Source organism: Pseudomonas sp. HMSC066A08 (genome assembly GCF_001813025.1).
Classification (GTDB): Bacteria; Pseudomonadota; Gammaproteobacteria; order Pseudomonadales; family Pseudomonadaceae; genus Pseudomonas; species Pseudomonas aeruginosa.
Genome location: NZ_KV811252.1, coordinates 21,318 through 40,763, shown reverse-complemented (window position 1 = coordinate 40,763; position 19,446 = coordinate 21,318). Strand labels below are relative to the sequence as shown.

General features: G+C 68.0%; 6 protein-coding genes. All 6 read left to right on the top strand.

What is annotated here, in order from left to right; translation table 11 throughout:
* Window positions 1–435 precede the first annotated feature (435 nt).
* The 6 genes from HMPREF2886_RS03465 (at window position 436) to HMPREF2886_RS03440 (ending at window position 19,441) form a co-directional block, all read left to right on the top strand.
* A complete protein-coding gene (locus tag HMPREF2886_RS03465; protein ID WP_033978391.1) occupies window positions 436–1,614 on the top strand; it encodes a substrate-binding domain-containing protein in 1,179 nt (392 codons plus the stop codon).
* Window positions 1,615–1,813: 199 nt separating this feature from the next.
* A complete protein-coding gene (locus HMPREF2886_RS03460; protein ID WP_070746796.1) occupies window positions 1,814–14,347 on the top strand; it encodes a filamentous hemagglutinin family protein in 12,534 nt (4,177 codons plus the stop codon).
* A 392-nt stretch (window positions 14,348–14,739) separates the two neighbouring features.
* On the top strand, window positions 14,740–15,342 hold the full coding sequence (locus tag HMPREF2886_RS35270; RefSeq protein WP_070746793.1) for a transposase: 603 nt from the start codon (window positions 14,740–14,742) through the stop codon (window positions 15,340–15,342).
* Window positions 15,343–15,505: 163 nt separating this feature from the next.
* Window positions 15,506–17,140, top strand: coding sequence for a ShlB/FhaC/HecB family hemolysin secretion/activation protein (locus HMPREF2886_RS03450; RefSeq protein ID WP_033973115.1), 1,635 nt, complete (start codon window positions 15,506–15,508; stop codon window positions 17,138–17,140).
* A gap of 23 nt (window positions 17,141–17,163) precedes the next feature.
* The gene (locus HMPREF2886_RS03445) at window positions 17,164–19,011 is read left to right on the top strand and encodes a DUF2341 domain-containing protein (protein WP_033978393.1); all 1,848 of its coding nucleotides are present in this window, start codon (window positions 17,164–17,166) and stop codon (window positions 19,009–19,011) included.
* 10 nt (window positions 19,012–19,021) lie between these two features.
* Window positions 19,022–19,441, top strand: coding sequence for an ExbD/TolR family protein (locus HMPREF2886_RS03440; RefSeq protein WP_003085366.1), 420 nt, complete (start codon window positions 19,022–19,024; stop codon window positions 19,439–19,441).
* Window positions 19,442–19,446 lie beyond the last annotated feature (5 nt).

Here is a 19,446-nt window from a genome sequence, read left to right as displayed (position 1 = left end):
CGCAGTGCTCCGAGAGAGAGGTATCGGCGGATAACGCCGCTGGCGTAATCCGCCCGGGAGGGGCCTGTGCAAGCCGGCCTTCCTCTCGCTGTCATCAACCCGTGTGGCCTCTCGCCAGGGCTCGGGTGCATGTTTCAGCGAGGTTGCCCCGAAGGCGCGCCATGGCCGTCGCGGGCTGGCCGCCGGGAGGCGCTCGCGGAACCTCGCAGGTCCCGCGAAAAGGCCCGGTGCAGAGCCTGCGAACACCCGAGGAAAGGCTGCGAAAACAATTCGATGCTCCCGAGATTTTTTCCCCGATCTGTCACCGGAACTTGCGAGTTTTATCCCCAGCGGCCCCTTCGACCGGCTAGGGATGCAAAGCCCGGCAAGCACGGCGCCGCCTCATGCAAGACGACTTCCTCAACGTACCAACACCACGATGAAAGGAGATTCTTCATGTTCAAGCGCTCTCTGATCGCTGCCTCGCTGAGCGTGGCTGCCCTCGTATCCGCCCAAGCCATGGCCGACATCAACGGCGGTGGCGCCACCCTGCCGCAACAGCTGTACCAGGAGCCCGGCGTCCTGACCGCCGGCTTTGCCGCCTACATCGGCGTAGGCAGTGGCAACGGCAAGGCGGCCTTCCTGAACAACGACTACACCAAGTTTGTCGCCGGCACCACCAACAAGAACGTGCACTGGGCCGGCAGCGACTCCAAGTTGAACCCGAGCGGCGAAACCACCCCCTATCTGAGCGCCCATGGCTCCGCCTGGGGACCGCTGATCCAAGTGCCGTCGGTAGCTACTTCGGTCGCTCTGCCGTTCAACAAGTCAGGTAGCAACGCCGTCAACTTCGCAGACGTGAACACCCTTTGCGGTGTCTTCTCCGGCCGTCTGACCGATTGGAGCCAGATTCCCGGATCGGGCCGTAGCGGCGCCATCACAGTGGTCTACCGTTCCGAGAGCAGCGGTACTACCGAACTGTTCACCCGCTTCCTCAACGCCTCTTGCTCCAGCGCCCTCGAAGGTGGCACCTTCGCCATCACCACCAGCTTCGGTAACAGCTTCTCCGGCGGCCTGCCGGCTGGCGCCGTATCGGCCCAGGGCAGCCAGGCCGTGATGAATACGCTCAACGCCGCCGAAGGCCGCATCACCTATATGAGCCCGGACTTCGCCGCGCCGACGCTGGCCGGCCTCGACGACGCCACCAAGGTCGCCCAGGTGCGCGGCGTATCGCCGGCTCCGGCCAACGTCTCGGCAGCCATCGGTGCCGTTACCCCGCCGACCACCGCACAGCGTTCAGACCCGAACAACTGGGTGCCGGTCTTCGCCGCCACTGCCAGTGCGACCGATCCGAGCGTCCGTCCGTATCCGACCACCGGCTATCCGATCCTCGGCTTCACCAACCTGATCTTCAGCCAGTGCTACGCCGACGCTACCCAGACCCAGCAGGTGCGCGACTTCTTCACCCGTCACTACGGCGCCAGCGTCAACAACGACACTGCGATCACCAACCATCGCTTCGTGCCGCTGCCGGCTTCCTGGAAGCTTGCCGTACGCCAGTCGTTCCTGACCTCCACCAACAACCTGTACATCGGCCATTCCAACGTCTGCAACGGCATCGGCCGTCCGCTCTAAGACGCTCCAGTCCACGGGCGATAGCGGAGACCGGCGGTGCGCAAGCACTGCCGGTTTCTTTTTTTCCGGCGCTTAGCCGCTTTCCATGAACTTTCCGTGACAAGACTTCGGCCCGCCCGGTTGCGGGCTGTCTTTCTATCAGGAATGCGCGTTGGCAAGCCGACGCGTCGAGTTGAACACGCCCAAGGAATCTCGCGTCATGCCGTCTCGTCCGTTCGTGCCGTCGTCCCCCGTCACCGTTTCGCTCGATGGCGGCTTGCCGCGGCTGAAACCGCTGGCGCAGATCATCGCCTTGCTCATGGTTGCAGGTGGCGCCCAGGCTTCCCAGCCGTTCAGCGCCGCCTGGTTCGCCGCCAAGGGCGCCCAGCAGAGCGCCGGGGCGGCGCGTCCGAGTGCGCAGATGCCGGGCATGACGCCACCGCCGCTGGCCCAGCAGCAGAAGGTCAACCAGCAGTTGCAGCGCTCGCTGCAAAACCTCAACAACACCGTGGCGGCCATCGCCGCGCAGCAGGCCGCCCAGGCGGTGGGACGCCAGGCCGCGCTGGCTGCGCCGACGGACATCCCGGACGGCCTGGGCGAGGGCGGCCTGAAAGTGGACGCTTCCCTGCCTTTCGAGCAGGCCTGGCAGAACGCCAAGGCGCCAGTGCAGTCGCAGGCCGACGGGCGTACCACGGTGACGGTCGAGCAAACCGCGGATCGGGCGATCCTCAACTGGGAAACCTTCAACATCGGCCGGCAGACCACCCTGCAGTTCGACCAGCAGAGCAACTGGGCGGTGCTCAACCGGGTCAATGACCCGAGCGCCCGGCCGAGCCAGATCCAGGGCCAGATCAAGGCCGACGGTACGGTGATGGTGGCCAACCGCAACGGTGTGGTGTTCAGCGGCAGCAGTCAGGTCAACGTACGCAACCTGGCCGTCGCCGCAGCAGCCATCAGCGACAGCCAGTTCCGCGAACGCGGCCTGTATTTCGACGCCAACGGCAGCCAGCCGAGCTTCACCGACGCCGCCGGCGCGGTACGGGTGGAGCAGGGCGCCTTGCTGCAGACCGCCAATCCGGCCAGCTCCACCGCGGCGGGCGGCTACGTGCTGTTGCTCGGCAGCGAGGTGGAGAACGCCGGGCAGATCGTCACGCCCAAGGGCCAGACCACCCTGGCTGCGGGCGACAGCTTCTACATTCGCCGTGGCGTCGGCACCGATGGCAACCTGCGCTCCACCACCCGCGGCAATGAAGTGGCCACCTCCCTGGCCGCTGACAGCGCTGCCGGCCGGGTGGTCAACCAGGGTCTGATCCAGGCGGCCACCGGCGACATCACCCTGACCGGGCGCCAGGTCCGCCAGGAGGGCGTCGCCCTGTCCAGTAGCTCAACCGACGTGCGCGGCACCATCCACCTGCTCAACTCGGCCAGCGACGCCAGGGGCAGCGTGGTCCTGGGCGAGGGCAGCACCACCGCGGTGCTGGTCGATGCCAGCGGCGCCGGCGCCCTCGACAGCCAGCGCGATGCCGCCCAGCAGGCGCTGGATGGCACCACGCCGACCAACAACGTGATCGGTCGTTTCGACAACCTCAGCCGGGTCGCCGATCGCAGCGAGCAGTCGCGGGTCGAGATCGTCAGCGGCGGTAGCGTGGATTTCCAGGGCGGCTCGCTGACCCTGGCCAGCGGCGGCCAGGTGGCGGTCAGCGCGGCGGGCCGGAGCCTGCTGCGCGACGGCGCGCAGGTGGACGTCGCCGGCGCCGTCGGGGTGAAGGTGGCGATGGAAAGCAACAACATCCAGATCAATGTCCAGGGCAACGAGCAGCGCGACGCGCCGGTCAACCGCGACGGCGGCGGACTGGCCAGCAATGATGTCTGGGTCGATGCCCGCGAACTGGTCCTGGTTCCGGCCGGCACCAACGGCTACGCCACCGATCGCTGGTATACCGCCGGCGGCCTGCTGGAACTGGGTGGCTACCTTGGCACGCGCAACCATTCGGCCGGCGAGTGGATGGCCCAGGGCGGCACCCTGACCTTCACCGGCGGCGAGCTGGTGAGCCAGCCCGGCTCGACGGTCAACCTCTCCGGCGGGTCCCTCGATGTGCAGGGCGGCCTGATCCGGCAGACCTGGCTCAAGGGCAGCGACGGACGTCTCTACGAAATCTCCCGCGCCCCCGGCGACCTGCTCTACGAGGGCATCTACCGCGGCTATGAGGACAGCAGCCCGCGCTGGGGGCAGACGCGCTATTTCTACAATCCGCTGATCGCCCCGCAGAGCCGTTACGAGAGCGGCTACATGGTCGGCCGCGATGCTGGCCGCCTGGTGGTCGGCACCGCTTCGGCGGTGCTCGAGGGCGACCTGCTCGGCAAGGTATTCCAGGGCGAGCGCCAGGTGCGCGCGCCGCAGCCGGGCGCGGATGGCTACCAGCAGGCGCAGAACGCAGTGGCGCGCGGCGCCGAGCTGATCGTGGGCAGCTATACCCCGCGCTACGAAAGTGCCAGCGGCAACGTGCTGTACAACCTTGCGCCGACCCTGCAGCAGGTGCGCCTGGCCGATGGCGGCGAGCCGCTGGCGGCGAACCTGGACCTGGATACCGCGCTGGCCGACGAACAGCGGGGCGTCCTCCTGCTCGACAGCGAACGGCTGTCGGGTTTCGAGTTGGGGGCGCTGCGCGTGGCCGCCCGTGAGCGGATCGCGGTGGACAATGCCCTGCAGGTCAGCGATGGCGGCGAGATCGTCCTGTACGCGCCCGAGGTCGAGGTGAACGCCGACCTCACGGCGCGCGCCGGCAGTTTGCGCCTGGGCAACGTGCTGGAGCAGGTGGAGGTAGCCCGTGGCGAGCGGATCGATACCTATCTCACCCCCGCCGCCGGCCAGCGTGCCGCCCTGACCCTGGGCGATGGCGTGACGCTGGATGCGCGTGGCTTCTGGAGCAACCAGGCGCAGGGCGGCGTGGATGCCGATCGAGCTCATCTCGACGGCGGGCGGATTTCCCTGCGTAGCAGCGGCGACCTGTCGCTGGGCGATGGCAGCCGGATCGACGTGTCGTCCGGGGCCGCGCTGCTCGCCGATGGCAAACAGGTGGGCGGCAAGGGCGGCGACCTGACGCTGTCGGCCAATACCGGCTCGGCGGCAGGTGACGGCCGCCTGCAGCTGGGCGGCGAACTGGCCGGCCATGGCGTCGCCGGCGCCGGCACCCTGAGCGTCCAGGCGCCGCGGGTGAGCATTGGCGCGGCGGCGCAGGACGGCACCCTGGCGTTGGCCGCCGGGTTCTTCGACAAGGGCTTCGCCAGTTACCAGGTGATCGGCGAGCAGGGACTGGAAGTGGCGGAAGGTGCACAGGTGAAGGTGCTGCGTCCGCTGTACCGTTTCCGCGACGACGCCGTCAGCGTCGCCAGCGGCGCCGACCCGCTGCTCGCGCTGGAGCCTTGGCTGACGCCGCTATACGAGGAGCGGCCGGCCGACGGCGAACTGCGCCAGCGTCCCGGCGCCAGCCTGTTCCTGCAGGCCGGCAGCCGCCAGAGTGGTGCCGGGCAGGTGGCCGACAGCGACCTCGACGTCGGTCGTGGCAGCCTGCTGGAGGTTGATCCCGGCCAGCGCATCGAGCTGCGCAGCGTCGGCCAGTTGAACGTCGATGGTCGCCTGAACGCCTGGGGCGGCTCGATCGAACTGGGCAGCGTGGCGTTGCCCGATCCGGTGCGCGATCAGGTCGAGAGCGTCGGCCACCAGCGCGCCATCCGCGTTGGCGAGCAGGGTGTGCTCGATGTCGCCGCACGCGCTGCGACCGCGCTGGACTTCCAGGGGCGGCGCTACGGCCAGGTGGCCGATGGTGGCAGCATCGTCATCGGCGGCACGGTCGAACATGCCAGCGGCAAGGCCGATGCCGCCGAACTGTTCATCGACCTGCGCCCGGGAAGCCTGTTGGATGCCTCCGGCACCCAGGCGCTTCTGGACGTGCCCGGAGTCGGCCAGACCCGGGTCAGCAGCGCCGGCGGCAGCATCTCCCTGGCGTCGGCCAACGGCTTGTACCTGGATGGTGACCTGCGCGCCTTCGCCGGCGGGGAAGGTGCCGCCGCCGGCAGCCTGACGCTGGCGCTGGCCACGCCGAACTACCTGACCAGCCTGGCGTCCGACCAAGTATTGCGCCCGCGCGAGCTGATCGTCGGCCAGCAGCGCGAAGCCGCCGGGGAAGGGCGAGACTATGCCTATGGCCATGGCCGCCTGGCGGCGAGCCAGGTACAGGATGGCGGGTTCGGTGACCTGACCCTGTTCAGCGGCGGCCTGCTGAGTTTCGCCGGCGATCTGGAGCTGTCCCTGGCGCAACGTTTGCGCCTCTACAGCGGGGCATTGGGGCTTGGCGAAGGCGCCGCCGGCGATAGCCGGGTCAGGTTGTCGGCACCGTCGCTGCTGTTGGCGGGAGCGTTCGTCAACGAAGCGGCGGAGAACAACGAAACCCAGCCGCTGTCGACCGGCCTGTTCGAGGTTTCCAGGCAACCTAGCGAGGCGCTCTTCGAAGCCAGCGCGCAGGTGCTGGATATACGCGACAGCCTGGTCTTCGGCTCGCACGGTAGTTTCCGTGACGCCAGTGGCGGGACGCAGATGATCGACCGACGTGGCTTCGACCGGGTCGAGCTGTCCAGCACGGGCGACATGCGTTTGCTGGCGGGGAACGCGACGCCCGTAGAGCGCATCAACACCCAGGTGCTCAGTGGCGGCGATCTGCTCATCCGTGCTGCGCAGCTCTATCCGGGCACCGGGGCGGGCGCGCGGATTCTCGCCGGCTACGGCTACCAGGCCGATGGCACCGCTGCGGCGTTCGACCCGGCGCGCAGCTTGCGTATCGAGCGCAGCGACGCGACGACGCCAGAGCAGCCCCTGGCGGTCTTCGGTCGCTTGTCGCTGGGGGCGGCGAGCGTCGTTCAGGGCGGCGTCGTGCGCGCTCCGTTAGGCTATCTGGAAATCGGCCAGAACGCCGACAAGGTCGAGTTGTTGTCTGGCAGCCTGACCTCGGTCAGCGGCGCCGGCCTGACCTTGCCCTACGGCGGCACGGTAGACGGCCAGGTCTGGCGCTATGCCGGGGAGGAAATCGCCTTGACCGGCGTCGGCGGTAGCTTCAACGAGAGGGGGATAATGGATACCGGGGTCGACCTGGATGGCCGCTCCGTACGGGTGGCGTCCGGAGCGACGCTGGATCTTTCCGGTGGCGGCGAACTGCTCGGCGCCGGTTTCGTTTCCGGCCGCGGTGGCTCCACCGATGCGCGCTACAACCCGCTGGTGCGTTTCGACGAGGAGGGCCGCTTCGACCTGCCGGGACTGGCCGACAATCCGATCTACGCCATTGTGCCCGGGGTTCAGCGCATCGCGCCGGTGGCCGCCGAAGGCGGCGCCGTCGACCCGCTGGTCGGCCAGCAGATCAGCATCGGTAGCGGCGTGCCCGGCCTGTCGGCGGGAAGCTACACCCTGTTGCCGTCGACCTACGCCCTGCTGCCCGGCGCGTACCGGGTCGAACTCAACGGCCAGGCAGGGCTGGGACGGGCAGCGCCCACCCAGCTCATGCGCAGCGGCTCCTGGTCGCTGGCCGGGCAGTTGTCCCTCGCCGGCACCGGGGTGCGCGACGAACTGTTCCGCCAGGTGCTGCTGACCCCGGCGGATGTGCTGCGGCGCCATTCGCAGTACAACGAAACGAGTTACAGCGACTTCGCCATGGCCGATGCTGCTCGCCGTGGCATCCCGCGGCCGATGCTGCCGGTGGATGCGCGCAGCCTGCGCCTTGACCTGCTCGCCGGTGGCGGTGCCGATGCGCTGGCGTTCGACGGCACCGGGCTGTTCCAGGCCGCCAGAGGCGGCTATGGCGGTAGTCTGGTGGTATTGGGCAACAACCAGCGGATCGAGATCGTCGGCGCCGGCGCGCAGGCCAGCGAGGGGTTCCAGGGCGTGACGCTGCGGGCCGACGATCTCAACGCCTTCGGTGCGGCGCGCATGGTGATCGGCTCGACGCCAGCAGTGCTCTACGGGCAAGGCGGCAATTACGTCACCTTCGACATCACCGATGGCGCGCAAAGCATCGTCCTGCGCAATGGCGCCGAACTGGCCGCACCCGAGGTGTTCCTCCTGGCGAATCGGCCGGGGGAGGCGATCAGCCTTGAACAGGGTGCCGCTATTGTCACCCTAGGGCGGGGGGCTGCTGCCTACGATGCACGGGATGGCTTCCTGTATGCGTCGGGAGGGCGTTCCATGCTCGCCCTGTCGAACGGCGTGCTGAACGTCTTGCCACCAGAAGCCGGAACGCCGGACAGTGGTCCCGGCGACATCCTGCTTGGCGTTCCCGCTGCCGATGGTGTGGCCGGCGAAACCCGGCTGTATTCCGAGGGCAGTCTGGTCGCGGCCACCGACAAGCGCTTCGTGCTCGACGGCAGCGTGCGTTACGGCACCCGCAACCTGACCCTGGCGGCAGGCGGCTTCAATGTCGGCGAGCAGGCGCTGCTGGCCGAACTGGCCGAGCGCGGTGTGCTGCCGACCGGGTTGGCGCTCGACCAGCAAGTGCTCGACCACCTGCTGCAGGGTGATGCGTCGGAGGGCGCGCCGCCCCTGGAGACGCTGGTGCTGAACGCCCGCGACGCGTTCAACTTCTACGGCGACGTCAGCCTCGATTCCTACGATCCGAGCAGCGGTCGCTCCCGCTTGTCGCGCCTGGTGCTGGGCACCCCGGCGATCTATGGCTACGGCGACAGCGACAGCGTCGCCTCGATCCGCACCTCCAACCTGATCTGGAACGGCGCGCAGACGCCGGCCGCCGGGGTCATCACCGGCGGCGCCGGCAGTGGCCAGGGCACGCTGGACATCCGCAGCGAACGCCTGGAGTTCGGCTACGGTCCCTTCAGCCAGCCCAGCGCCATCGACAGTTACCAGCGCCTGGCGCTGGGTTTCGCCACGGTCAACCTGGCGGCCAGCGAGCGGATCACCGCCAACCACAAGGGTAGCCTCGCGGTCTACCAGAGCCAGGGCGAGTATCGGGCTGGTAGCGGCTACGCATACAGTGGCGGCGATCTCAACCTGATCACACCCTTGCTCACCGGCGAGGCCGGCTCGCGCAACAGCCTGCTGGCGGGCGGTGCGTTGTGGGTCAGCGCGGGGGGCGGCGGCGCGGCATCCACCCCGGCCGAACTAGCCAACGGCGCACTGGGCGCCGAACTGGCCCTGGAGGGCGCCAGCCTCCTGCTGGACACCCGCGTCGGCCTGCCCAGCGGCAAGTTGAGCCTGACCGCGCAGGAGGATCTGGAACTGGGCGCCGGCGCCCAGCTCGACCTGGCCGGGCGCGCGCTGCGTTTCGACGACGTGACCCGCTACAGCTGGGGTGGCGAAGTCAACCTGCTGAGCCACGGCGGCAATATCCGCCAGGCCGGCGCTTCGCGCATCGACCTGTCGGCGAGCAACAACCAGGCCGGTAGCCTGACGGCGGTGGCGCTGGACAGCGCGGCCGGCGTGGTCGACCTGCAAGGGCAGATCCTGGCGGCGAGCAGCGGCGAATATGACGCTGGCGGCACCCTGGTGCCGTACGCCGCGGGCAGCGTCGAGATCCGTGCCCAGCGGCTGGGCGAGGACGGTACGCCAGACAGCCGGTTCGCCGCTCTCAACCAGCGACTGAATGCCGGTCAGATGTTCGGTGCGCGCAGTTTCCAGATCAAGCAGGGTGACCTGAACATCGGCAACGACGTCAGGGCCTCGACGATCGAGGTGTCGCTGGATGGTGGCCATCTGAGCGTGAACGGCGTGCTCGACGCCAGCGGCGAGCAGGTCGGCAGTATCCGCCTGGCCGCCAAGCAGGGCCTGAGCATCGGTGGCGAGGCGCTGCTCGATGCCCATGGGCGGCGGCTGCGGGTGGACAGCTACGGCAAGATCATCGATTCGCCTAACCGCGCGCTGATCGAGCTGAACGCCGGAGACGGGCTGCTCAGCCTCGGCGCCGGTGCCCGTATCGACCTGCGCCACGGCACCGAGGCGGCAGCGGGAAGCGCGCCCGGGCAGAACGACGGCGTCGCCCGCGGCACCCTCGACCTGTACGCGCCGCGTCTGGGCGGTGCGACGGCGGGCGATATCGCCATCGACGCCGGTGCGCCGCTGCAGATCCTCGGTGCCCGCGCCATCACCCTCAGCGCCGTGCAGCGCTACGACGACGCGCCGGTCGCCGCGCTGCCGGCGAGCAACGGCCGGCCGTACCAGGAGATCACCCAGGCCTACCTGGATGGCAAGCACCAGCAGAGCGAACTGTTCATGCAGGCGGCGTTGGCCACTAGCGCCCTGCTCGACGGCAAGCTGGCTGGATTGAACAATGCCACCTACGCGGAAGCTTTCCACCTGCGCCCCGGGCTGGAGATCGTCAGCGCCACGGCCGATGGCGACCTGGTGGTGCAGGGCGACCTGGACCTGTCGGGCCATCGCTACGCCAGCCTCAACCCGCGGACGGCGAAAACCTCGGTATACGGCTCCGGCGAGGCCGGTTCGCTGGCGATCCGCGCCGGCGGCGACCTGAACATCTACGGCAGCGTCACCGACGGTTTCGCCCCGCCGCCGGAAACCGACGACGATCAGGGCTGGTTGCTGCTAGCCGGCCAGGATCACCTGGGCGGCGATCGGGTGGTGCCGACGGCTGGCGTGCGGCTGGACGACGACAGCTTCTTCCCGGCCGGCAAGACGCTCAACTTCGAACTGCCGATCAAGGCCATGACCCTGGCCGCCGATACCCGGCTGCCGGTCGAGGCGGTGCTCAGCCAGCCGCTGCAACTGCCGGCGGGGACGGTGCTCGAGGGAGCGTTGCTGGATGCCGCCGGCAACCTGCTCCGGCCGGCCGGCAGCCTGCTCGGCGAGGCTCTGGACCTGCCCGCCGGCACCCGCCTCGGCGCCGGCAGCCGTCTGCCGCTGGCGGCGCCCGTGACGGGGATGACCTGGCCGGGCGGCGTGCCACTGCCCGGCCGCGCCACGCTGGCCAGCGGCGAAGTCGACGGTGTGCGTCTCGCCGGTGGACTGGCCTTGCGCGCCGGGGCCTTCCTGCCGGCTGGCAGCAATATCCGCCTGCCCGATGGCGCCGCGTCGGTGGACGTACGCCCGGCCGGTGCGGTTTCGCACAATTGGGCCATCGCGCCGATGCTGGCGGCCGGTTCGCAGTCCTGGAGCGTGCGCCTGGTGGCTGGCGCCGATCTGCAGGCGGCCGATCCGCGGCTGACCGATCCGCGTTCCAGCGGGCAGATGCGCCTCGCCGATACGCACTACGGCATGCGGCGCATACCGGCGGCGGGTGGTGGGCTGGTATGGACCCAGGAAGGGGTGGATAACTGGGGCGATCCTAGCCTCAAGCCCGGTGATCCACTGGACCCGGAGGCTTTGGGCTACCCGACCATCTGCGACGATTTCCCGACCTGGTGTGCCGCGAGTTCGGGCGGCATGGTGTGGACCGAGGAAGGGGTGGCAGGATGGGGCGACCCCGGCATCAAGCCGGGCGACCCACTGGACCCGGAGGCTTTGGGCTACCCGACCATCTGTGACGATTTCCCGACCTGGTGCGCTGCGTCCAGCGACGACTATGCGCTGGAAGCCGAACCCTACGCTTCGCGCTTCAGCGTGCTGCGTACCGGCACTGGCGATCTCGACCTGTTCGCCGCCGGCAACCTGCGTATGGATTCGCCATTCGGAGTCTACACCGCCGGTACCGCGAGCGCGGTCGATTCCAGCTACAACCTGGCGCGTGCCAGGGACGGCGGCAGCGTTCTGCGCGATCCGGCGCTGGGCGGTTACGAGCAATGGGTGGACGGCGGCGAACAGAGCCTCTACAGCACTTGGTACCCGACCCTGGGCGGCAACCTGACGCTGGCGGTCGGTGGCGACCTGCGCGGCGATGTGCTGGGTCGGTTGTCCGGCGCCGTACCCAACGCCGGCTACGACTCGGCGGCCGTCGGCAACTGGCTCTGGCGCCAGGGCAGCGGTTCGACCGCCGGTACGGCCGACCGCACCGCCTGGTGGATCAATTTCGGTACCTATGCGCGCCAGCCGGGCGGCGATGGAGCGGCTGCCGCCACGCAGCAGGTGGGCTTCACCGGCATCGGCACCCTGGGCGGTGGCGATCTGAGCCTGAAGGTCGCGGGCGATGCGGGCGTCATCGAGGCGCGCACGTCCAGCGTTCCGCAGGAAACGTCGCAGCGCAGCCAGGGGCTGGTGCTGGCGGTGGGCGGTAGCGGCCGGGTAGGCGCCGATGGCCAACTGACCCTGAGCGGCGGCGGCGACATGGACGTACGTATCGGCGGTGCGCTCAACCCGTTGACGCCCTTCGATCAGGGCAGTTCGCTGTACGGCGCGATGGTCAACCTGCGCGGCAATGCTCAGGTCCGGGCGACGAGCCTGGGTGGTATCGATCTGATCTATGGTCGTCTGGATAGCGATCAGGTTCCGGGCGAACGGCGCGCCTACGATCCCTTCGTCTCGACCCTCGGCCTGGCCAACGGCGGGCCGTCGCTGGTGCCGGGCGACGCCACCTTCAGCCTGAACAGCCTGGGTGATCTGGTGCTGCAGGGGGTGGTCGATCCTGGGCGGACGCCATTGATGAACGGCACCTCCTATACCAGCGCCAGCGGTGTCGAGGGTTACGGCCTGAGCGGTTTCTCGTTGTGGACCGAACGCACGGCGATCGACCTGACGTCAGCGGGAGGCAACCTGACCCCGGTTTCCCGAGGCAGGACGGAACAGGACACCGATTCCGCGCTGGTCTATCCGGCGAAGCTGTCGGCCGTGGCGCTGACCGGCAGCCTCTATTATGGCAACGCGACACTCCGCTCAAACGCTCGCAGCGACAGGACCGCGCTGGTCCTGGCACCGTCGAGTCAGGGCCGTCTCGACCTGCTGGCCGGCGACTCCATCTACGCCGGCGGCTACAGCATCAGCCGTTCCGGCGCCAGCGCAGGCAGCCTGGCCACGCCGCTGAATCCGAGCTACCAGGGCTATACCGGGATCACGCTGCAGGTCGACAACCTGTCCAGTGATGGCAGCCGCGCCAACCAGGAGCGCTTCCCGTTGTTCGCCTTCGGCGCCAACAGCGTTTCCGGCGAATGGGGGGCGGCGCTGGAACCGTCGCGCTTCTACGCCCTTGCGGGCGATCTGGTCGGTGTCGACAGTGGCCGGCTGCTACGCTACACCGGGACCAGCGATGTGCGTTTCGGCCAGTTGCGTTACGAGGGGCATGGGGCGGTGCGCATGATCGCCGGCCGTGACATCGTCAGCAGCGGCACTGGGTTGGGCTCCGAGCGGACCGCGAACGACAACATGGGGGACTACGCCAGCAGCGGCAATCTGTTCGTCAATACCTCGGCTACCGACGTGTCGCTGGTGCAAGCGGGGCGCGACATCCTCTACGGCAACTTCAACGTCGCGGGACCGGGCAGCCTGGAGATCAGCGCCGGACGCAACCTGTTGATGAACGACGAGGTGGCGGTCACCAGCCTGGGGGCGGTCGCCGCGGGCGACACGCGCTCCGGCGCCAGCATAGTCCTGCAGGCGGGCGCCAGCCAGGCGGACTACTCCGGCTTCCTCCGGCGTTACCTGGAGCTCGACAACCTGGCGCAGGCAGGAACGCCCCTGGCGGAACAGCCCGGCAAGGTGGTACGGACCTACGAAAACGAATTGATCGAATGGTTGAGCGGGCGTTATGGCTTCAGCGGCGACGCCCTGCAGGCGCGGGAGTTTCTCGCCGGTCTGCCGGCGGAGCAGCAGCGGATCTTCGCCCGCGAGGTGTACTTCGCCGAGCTCAAGGCCGGCGGCCGCGAGTACAACGAAGTCGGCGGGATACGCCAGGGTAGCTACCTGCGCGGGCGCAACGCGATCGCCGCGCTGTTCCCCGAGCGCGATCCGGCGGGCAATCCGATCAGCTACGAAGGCGATATCGTCATGTATGGCGGTGCCGGCGTGCACACCGACTTCGGCGGCGACATCCAGTTGCTCACCCCGGGTGGGCAGCAGGTATTCGGTATCGAAGGTGAGGCGCCGCCGTCCACCGCCGGTGTGGTGACCCAGGGCGTTGGCAATATCCGTTCCTACGCCCTGGGCAGCATCCTGCTCGGCCAGAGCCGGGTGATGACCACCTTCGGCGGAGATATCCAGATCTGGTCGGCCGAGGGTGACATCAATGCCGGTCGCGGCAGCAAGACCACCGTGGTCTACACCCCGCCGCGGCGCATCTACGACGCCTGGGGCAACGTCAGCCTGTCGCCGCAGGTGCCCAGCACCGGCGCCGGCATCGCCACCCTCAACCCGATTCCCGAAGTGGCACCGGGCGACATCGACCTGATCGCCCCGCTCGGTACCATCGATGCCGGCGAGGCGGGCATCCGGGTTTCCGGCAACGTCAACGTGGCGGCGCTGCAGGTGGTCAACGCGGCGAACATCCAGACCCAGGGCCAGTCCAGCGGCATTCCGCTGGTGGCTTCGGTGAATACCGGGGCGTTGACCTCCGCCAGCGCCGCGGCGAGTTCCGCGACCCAGGCGGCGGAGGACGTCAGTCGCCAGCAGCAGGCCGCCGCGCGGCAGCGCATGCCGTCGGTGATCACGGTGCAGGTGCTCGGGTTCGGCAACGAGCGCCTGGAGCCTTCGCGCGATGGCGCCAGTCGTTCACCGGGCTACAACCCGGACAGCGCCGTGCAGGTGCTCGGCGCCGGAGCCCTCGGCGAACAGGCGCGCAGCCAATTGACCGATGAAGAGCGCGGCAACCTGATCCTGTAAGGCTCCGCCGCGGAGGCACGATACTCGCCAGGCCCTCCCTACGGAGGGCCTTTTTTTCCGGCGAACTTCCGAAGCGCTGGTCGATTCTCGGGTGAATGCCCGTTCGTCCCCGCCGGCGGTGCGCGAACGGCCGGTCTCATGAAGTTTTCATGACAAAAGTTCGGTGGTGCGGCGGGGTTGCCGTCAAACAGATGTGAATGAGGAAAACGGAATTCAGCGGTGAAAGGCAGGGACGGGAACGAAAGGAATCGGCCATTTCCCGGTTGCGCTGACCGGTTGCTGGAAATGAGCGTGTCGTTCGAGCAAGACGCGTTCCGCTCTGAAACAAGAGAACAGTATCCGCTAACGGCCGTGGTCACTCCGGCGAGTACGGCAAAGGACGGTGAGTATTGATGGAAAGTTACTCGAAAGTCGGTATGCAGGAGCTTGACCAGCGCCTATCGAAGATCGTCGAGGCCGCACGCAAGAAACCGGTATCGGTTTATCGATATGGGGCGCCATGGGTCTGGATAGTGTCCCAGGAAGATTGGCAGGGTGCGCTCAAGGAAGTGTCAAGTTACATACCGCCTGGACATTCCCTGGCGTTGCTGAAACCGCAAATAGAAAGTCTTCTTGGCGAAGAGGCGAAAGTCCTCTTGGCGCTCGTCCGCGAACATGGCATGCAGTTGGCCCCGGAGCCGCTGATCCATGCGCTGCTGCTACAACTGCTGTACGCGATTCCCAGCGAGCAGCAGTTGTACGAGCAATTGAACTACAACCTGCTGTATCGCTGGTTCGTCGGCCTGGAAATGAAACAGAAGATCTGGAGTTTTCCGGTTTTCGTCAGCGATATAACCGTCCTGCTGAACAGCGCGGAGGCGGTAAGGATAATAGGCAGGATTATCGGGGAAGTGATTTCCGGGGATCTCATGCAGATGCCGGAGTTCTCCCTGAACTTCGCTTTGTTGCATACATGGCAAGCGCGCCATGGCGGAGCGCGACGGCTGGATATCTAGCGCGAAAGTGAAAATAGAAAAGAACGAAATTTCATAAGGGCGAGCGCCGTTTTTAACAGGTTGTTCATGCGTCGTCGCTAGCTTTTTGTCTTTCACAGAACTGTTCGATGAACGGACTTGTTGCATTAGAACAATAAGTCCCGATGGAACTTCGGGGGACCGTGTGAAGCGTTCGCTGTTCAATTGTGCGCACCCGTTTCGCCAGCGCTGGTCGATCGGTTGCCTGGCTGTCGCATTGTCGTGCGCTTCGCTGGCCGACGAGGCCCCTCCCGCCGCGGCGGGAGCCGAGCCCCAGCGTCTGGTGGACATCAACGAGTACGTGGTACGCGGCAACACCGTGCTGGACAACCGCGCCATCGAGGCGGCGGTGTATCCCTTCCTCGGACCGCAGCGCAGCCTGGGCGACATCGAGGGCGCGCGCGATGCGCTGCAGGCCGCCTACCAGGAGAAGGGCTACCAGTCGGTCTACGTCGAGCTGCCGGAGCAGCAGGTAAGCGGCGGGGTGGTCTACCTGCAGGTCACCGAGACCACTGTCGGTCGCGTCCGGGTGGTCGGCGCCAAGCACTATTCGCCGGTGGAGTTGCGCGAGGAAGTGCCGGCCCTGGAGGAGGGCAAGGTGCCCGACTTCGCCCAGGTCCAGCGCGAGCTGGCGCAGGTCAACCGCACCCCCGGCCGCCAGGTGCTGCCGATGGTGCGCGAGGGCCAGCGGCCCGGCACCATGGACGTCGACCTGCAGGTGGAAGACAAGAATCCCTGGCACGCCAGCATCGGCCTGAACAACGACTACAGCGCCGATACCCGTCACTTGCGCTCGGTGGTTTCGCTGGGCTACGACAACCTCTGGCAACTCGGCCACGCCATCTCGCTGACCTATTTCACCGCGCCGCAGGACCAGGACAACGCCAAGGTCTGGTCCGGCACCTATACCGCGCCGCTGAGCCAGCGCTGGAGCGTGCAGCTGTCCGGCTACCAGTCCGACAGCGACGTGGCCACGGTGGGCAGCATGAATGTGGTCGGCCAGGGCCATTCCTATGGCGTCGCGGCGATCTACAGCCTGCCGGTCACCGGCCTCTGGTCGCACTCGTTCTCCTTCGGCGTCGACTTCAAGGACTTCGAGGAACAGACCCGGATCGGCGGCAACAACGACAAGGTGCCGATCAAGTACGCCCCGCTGACCCTCGGCTACAACGGCTTCCGCTACACCGAACGTTCCCAGTTGGCCCTCGGCCTGAGCCTGGTGGCCGGTACCGGCAGTCTCCTCGGCTACGGCGACGACGACGAGGAATTCGACCGCAAGCGTTATCGCGCCAAGTCCGGCTTCGGCGTGCTCAAGGGCGATCTCAACCACACCCTGACCTTCGGCGGCGACTGGCAGGTGGCGACCAAGGCGGCCTTCCAGCTCGCCTCCGGGCCGCTGATCTCCAACGAACAGTTCGCCGCCGGCGGTGCCACCAGCGTGCGTGGCTACCTGGCGGCGGAGAACACCGCCGACGACGGCTACCTGCTCTCCCAGGAATGGCGCACGCCGTCCCTCGGACGCTTCCTCGGCAAGCGCGCCGGCGGCTACGTCAACGACTGGCGCTTCTACCTGTTCGCCGAGGGCGCGCAACTGCGCCTGCAGGATGCGCTGCCCGAGCAGGACGACGACTTCAGCCTGGCCAGCGTCGGCATCGGCACCCGCGCGCAACTCGCCGACTGGCTGTCCGGCAGCCTCGACTGGGCCTTCCCGCTGCTGGAAGGGACGAACACCGACAAACACGATTCGCGCCTGCATTTCAGCGTGCAGGCGAGCTTCTGACGCTGACCCCGGAGTAACCCCACATGTATCGCTTATTGCTGACATCGCTGATCTGCCTGGGCCTGCTGGCCCCGGCCAGCGCCAGTGCCTGGTGGCAGGACGACTGGCAGTACCGCAAGCAGGTCTCGGTCGATACCACCCCGCAAGGCGCGGCGATCAACGACAGTCTCGGTCGCCTGCCGTTGCTGGTGCGCCTGCATACCGGCAACTTCACCTTCGACGGGGTCAACGAGAACGGCTCGGACATCCGCTTCGTCGCCGCCGACGACAAGACCGTACTGCGCCACCAGGTCGAGAGCTTCGACCCGCTGATGGGCATGGCCCTGATCTGGGTCGACGTGCCGCGGGTGGAGGGTGGCCAGCGCCAGGACATCTGGATGTACTACGGCAACGCCAAGGCGCCGGAGAGCGGCAACGGCCAGTCGGTGTTCGACCCGGACTACACCCTGGTCTATCACTTCGACGGTGCGCCGGGTACTCCGCCGCGGGACTCCACCGCCTACGCCAACAATGCGCAGAGCGCCGCCGGCAGTCCGGTGGAAGGCGTCATCGGTCGCTCCGCGCAACTGCTGGGCCAGCCGCTGCTGCTGCCGGCCAGCCCATCGTTGGCGGTGAGCGCCGGTGGCACCTTCAGCTTCAGCGGCTGGGTGCGTCCCGACCAACTGGCCGGCGAACAGGTCCTGCTGTCGCGCCGCGAAGGCGGCAACGCCCTGTCGCTCGGCCTGGCCCAGGGCGCTCCCTTCGTCGAGCTGAACGGTCAGCGCGCTGCCGCCAGCCAGGCCCTGGTGCAGGGGCAATGGCAGCATCTGGCGCTGGTCGCCGACGGTGCCCGACTGGCGCTGTATCTCGGCGGTCGCGAAGTCGCCAGCCTGGCGGCGGCGCTGCCGGCGTTCAGCGGCGCGATCGCCATCGGCGCGGAAGGCCAGGCCGCGCCTGCGGCCGCCACCGAGGCGGCAAGCGGGGACGGTGAGGCGAGCGCCGCGGCGCCGACCCTGCAACCCTTCCAGGGCGCCATCGACGAGTTGCGCCTGTCGAAGATCGCCCGCCCGGCGGCGCTGCTACTCGCCGACGCCACCGCCCAGGGCGCCGAGTCGCGCCTGGTGGCCTACGGGGTCGACGAGAAGCAGTCCGGCTTCGGCTTCGGCAAGCTCGGTTTCCTGCTCAACGCGGTGCCGCTGGACGCCTGGGTGATCATCGCGATCCTGGCGCTGATGATGGTCCAGTCGTGGGTCATCATGTACCGCAAGAACCAGAACGTCGGCCGCGTCAGTCGCGCCAACGGGCTGTTCCGCGAGCGCTTCGCCGAGGTCGGCACGCGCCTGGAACTGCTCGCCGACGACCGCGAGCTGGCCGCCCGCCTGCAACACTCCTCGCTGTGGCGCCTGTACCTGGTGGCGGTGAAGGAGATCCGCACCCGCCGCGAGCAGGGCGCCGACACCTCTTCCGTCTCCGCGGCCACCATCGAGGCGATCCGCGCCTCCATGGACGGCGTGCGCACCAAGGAGAACCAGCAGCTCGGCTCGCGCCTGTCGAGCCTGTCCAACGCCATCGCCGGCGGTCCCTACATCGGCCTGCTCGGCACCGTGCTGGGGATCATGGTGGTGTTCCTCGGCACCGCCATGGCCGGCGACGTCAACATCAATGCCATCGCCCCGGGCATGGCCGCCGCCCTGCTGGCCACGGCCATGGGCCTGTTCGTCGCGATCCCCGCGTTGTTCGGCTACAACCGCCTGGTCACGCGGAACAAGGAAGTCAGTGCGGACATGCGGGTGTTCGTCGACGAGTTCGTCACCCGCCTCGCCGAGGTGCATGGCGAAAGCCAGCTCAGCGAAGTGGCCCATCGTCGCAACGGCCAGCCGTTGCCGGCCTGAGGAGAACGCCATGGCTTCCGTGAACAGCAGCCACGACGATGACGACGACGGCGCCGTCGACAGCATCAACATCACCCCGCTGGTGGACGTGCTGATGGTGGTGCTGGTGATGTTCATCCTCACCGCCACCGCCCAGGTCGCCGGGATCCAGATCAACCTGCCGAAGGCCAGTGCCACCGTGGCGCTGTCGCAGCCCAAGACCAAGGCGATCTCGGTGAACGACGCCGGCCAGGTGTTCCTCGACGCCTACCCGGTGACCCTGCCCGAGCTGGAGGACCGCCTGCGTACGGAGAAGGCCCTCAACCCCGACTTCCCGGTAGTGGTCCGCGGCGACGCCACGGTGCAGTACCAGAAGGTCATCGAGGTCCTCGACCTGCTGCGCCGCCTGGAGCTGTCCCAGGTCGGCCTGGTCACCGGCAAACCGACCTGAGGCCC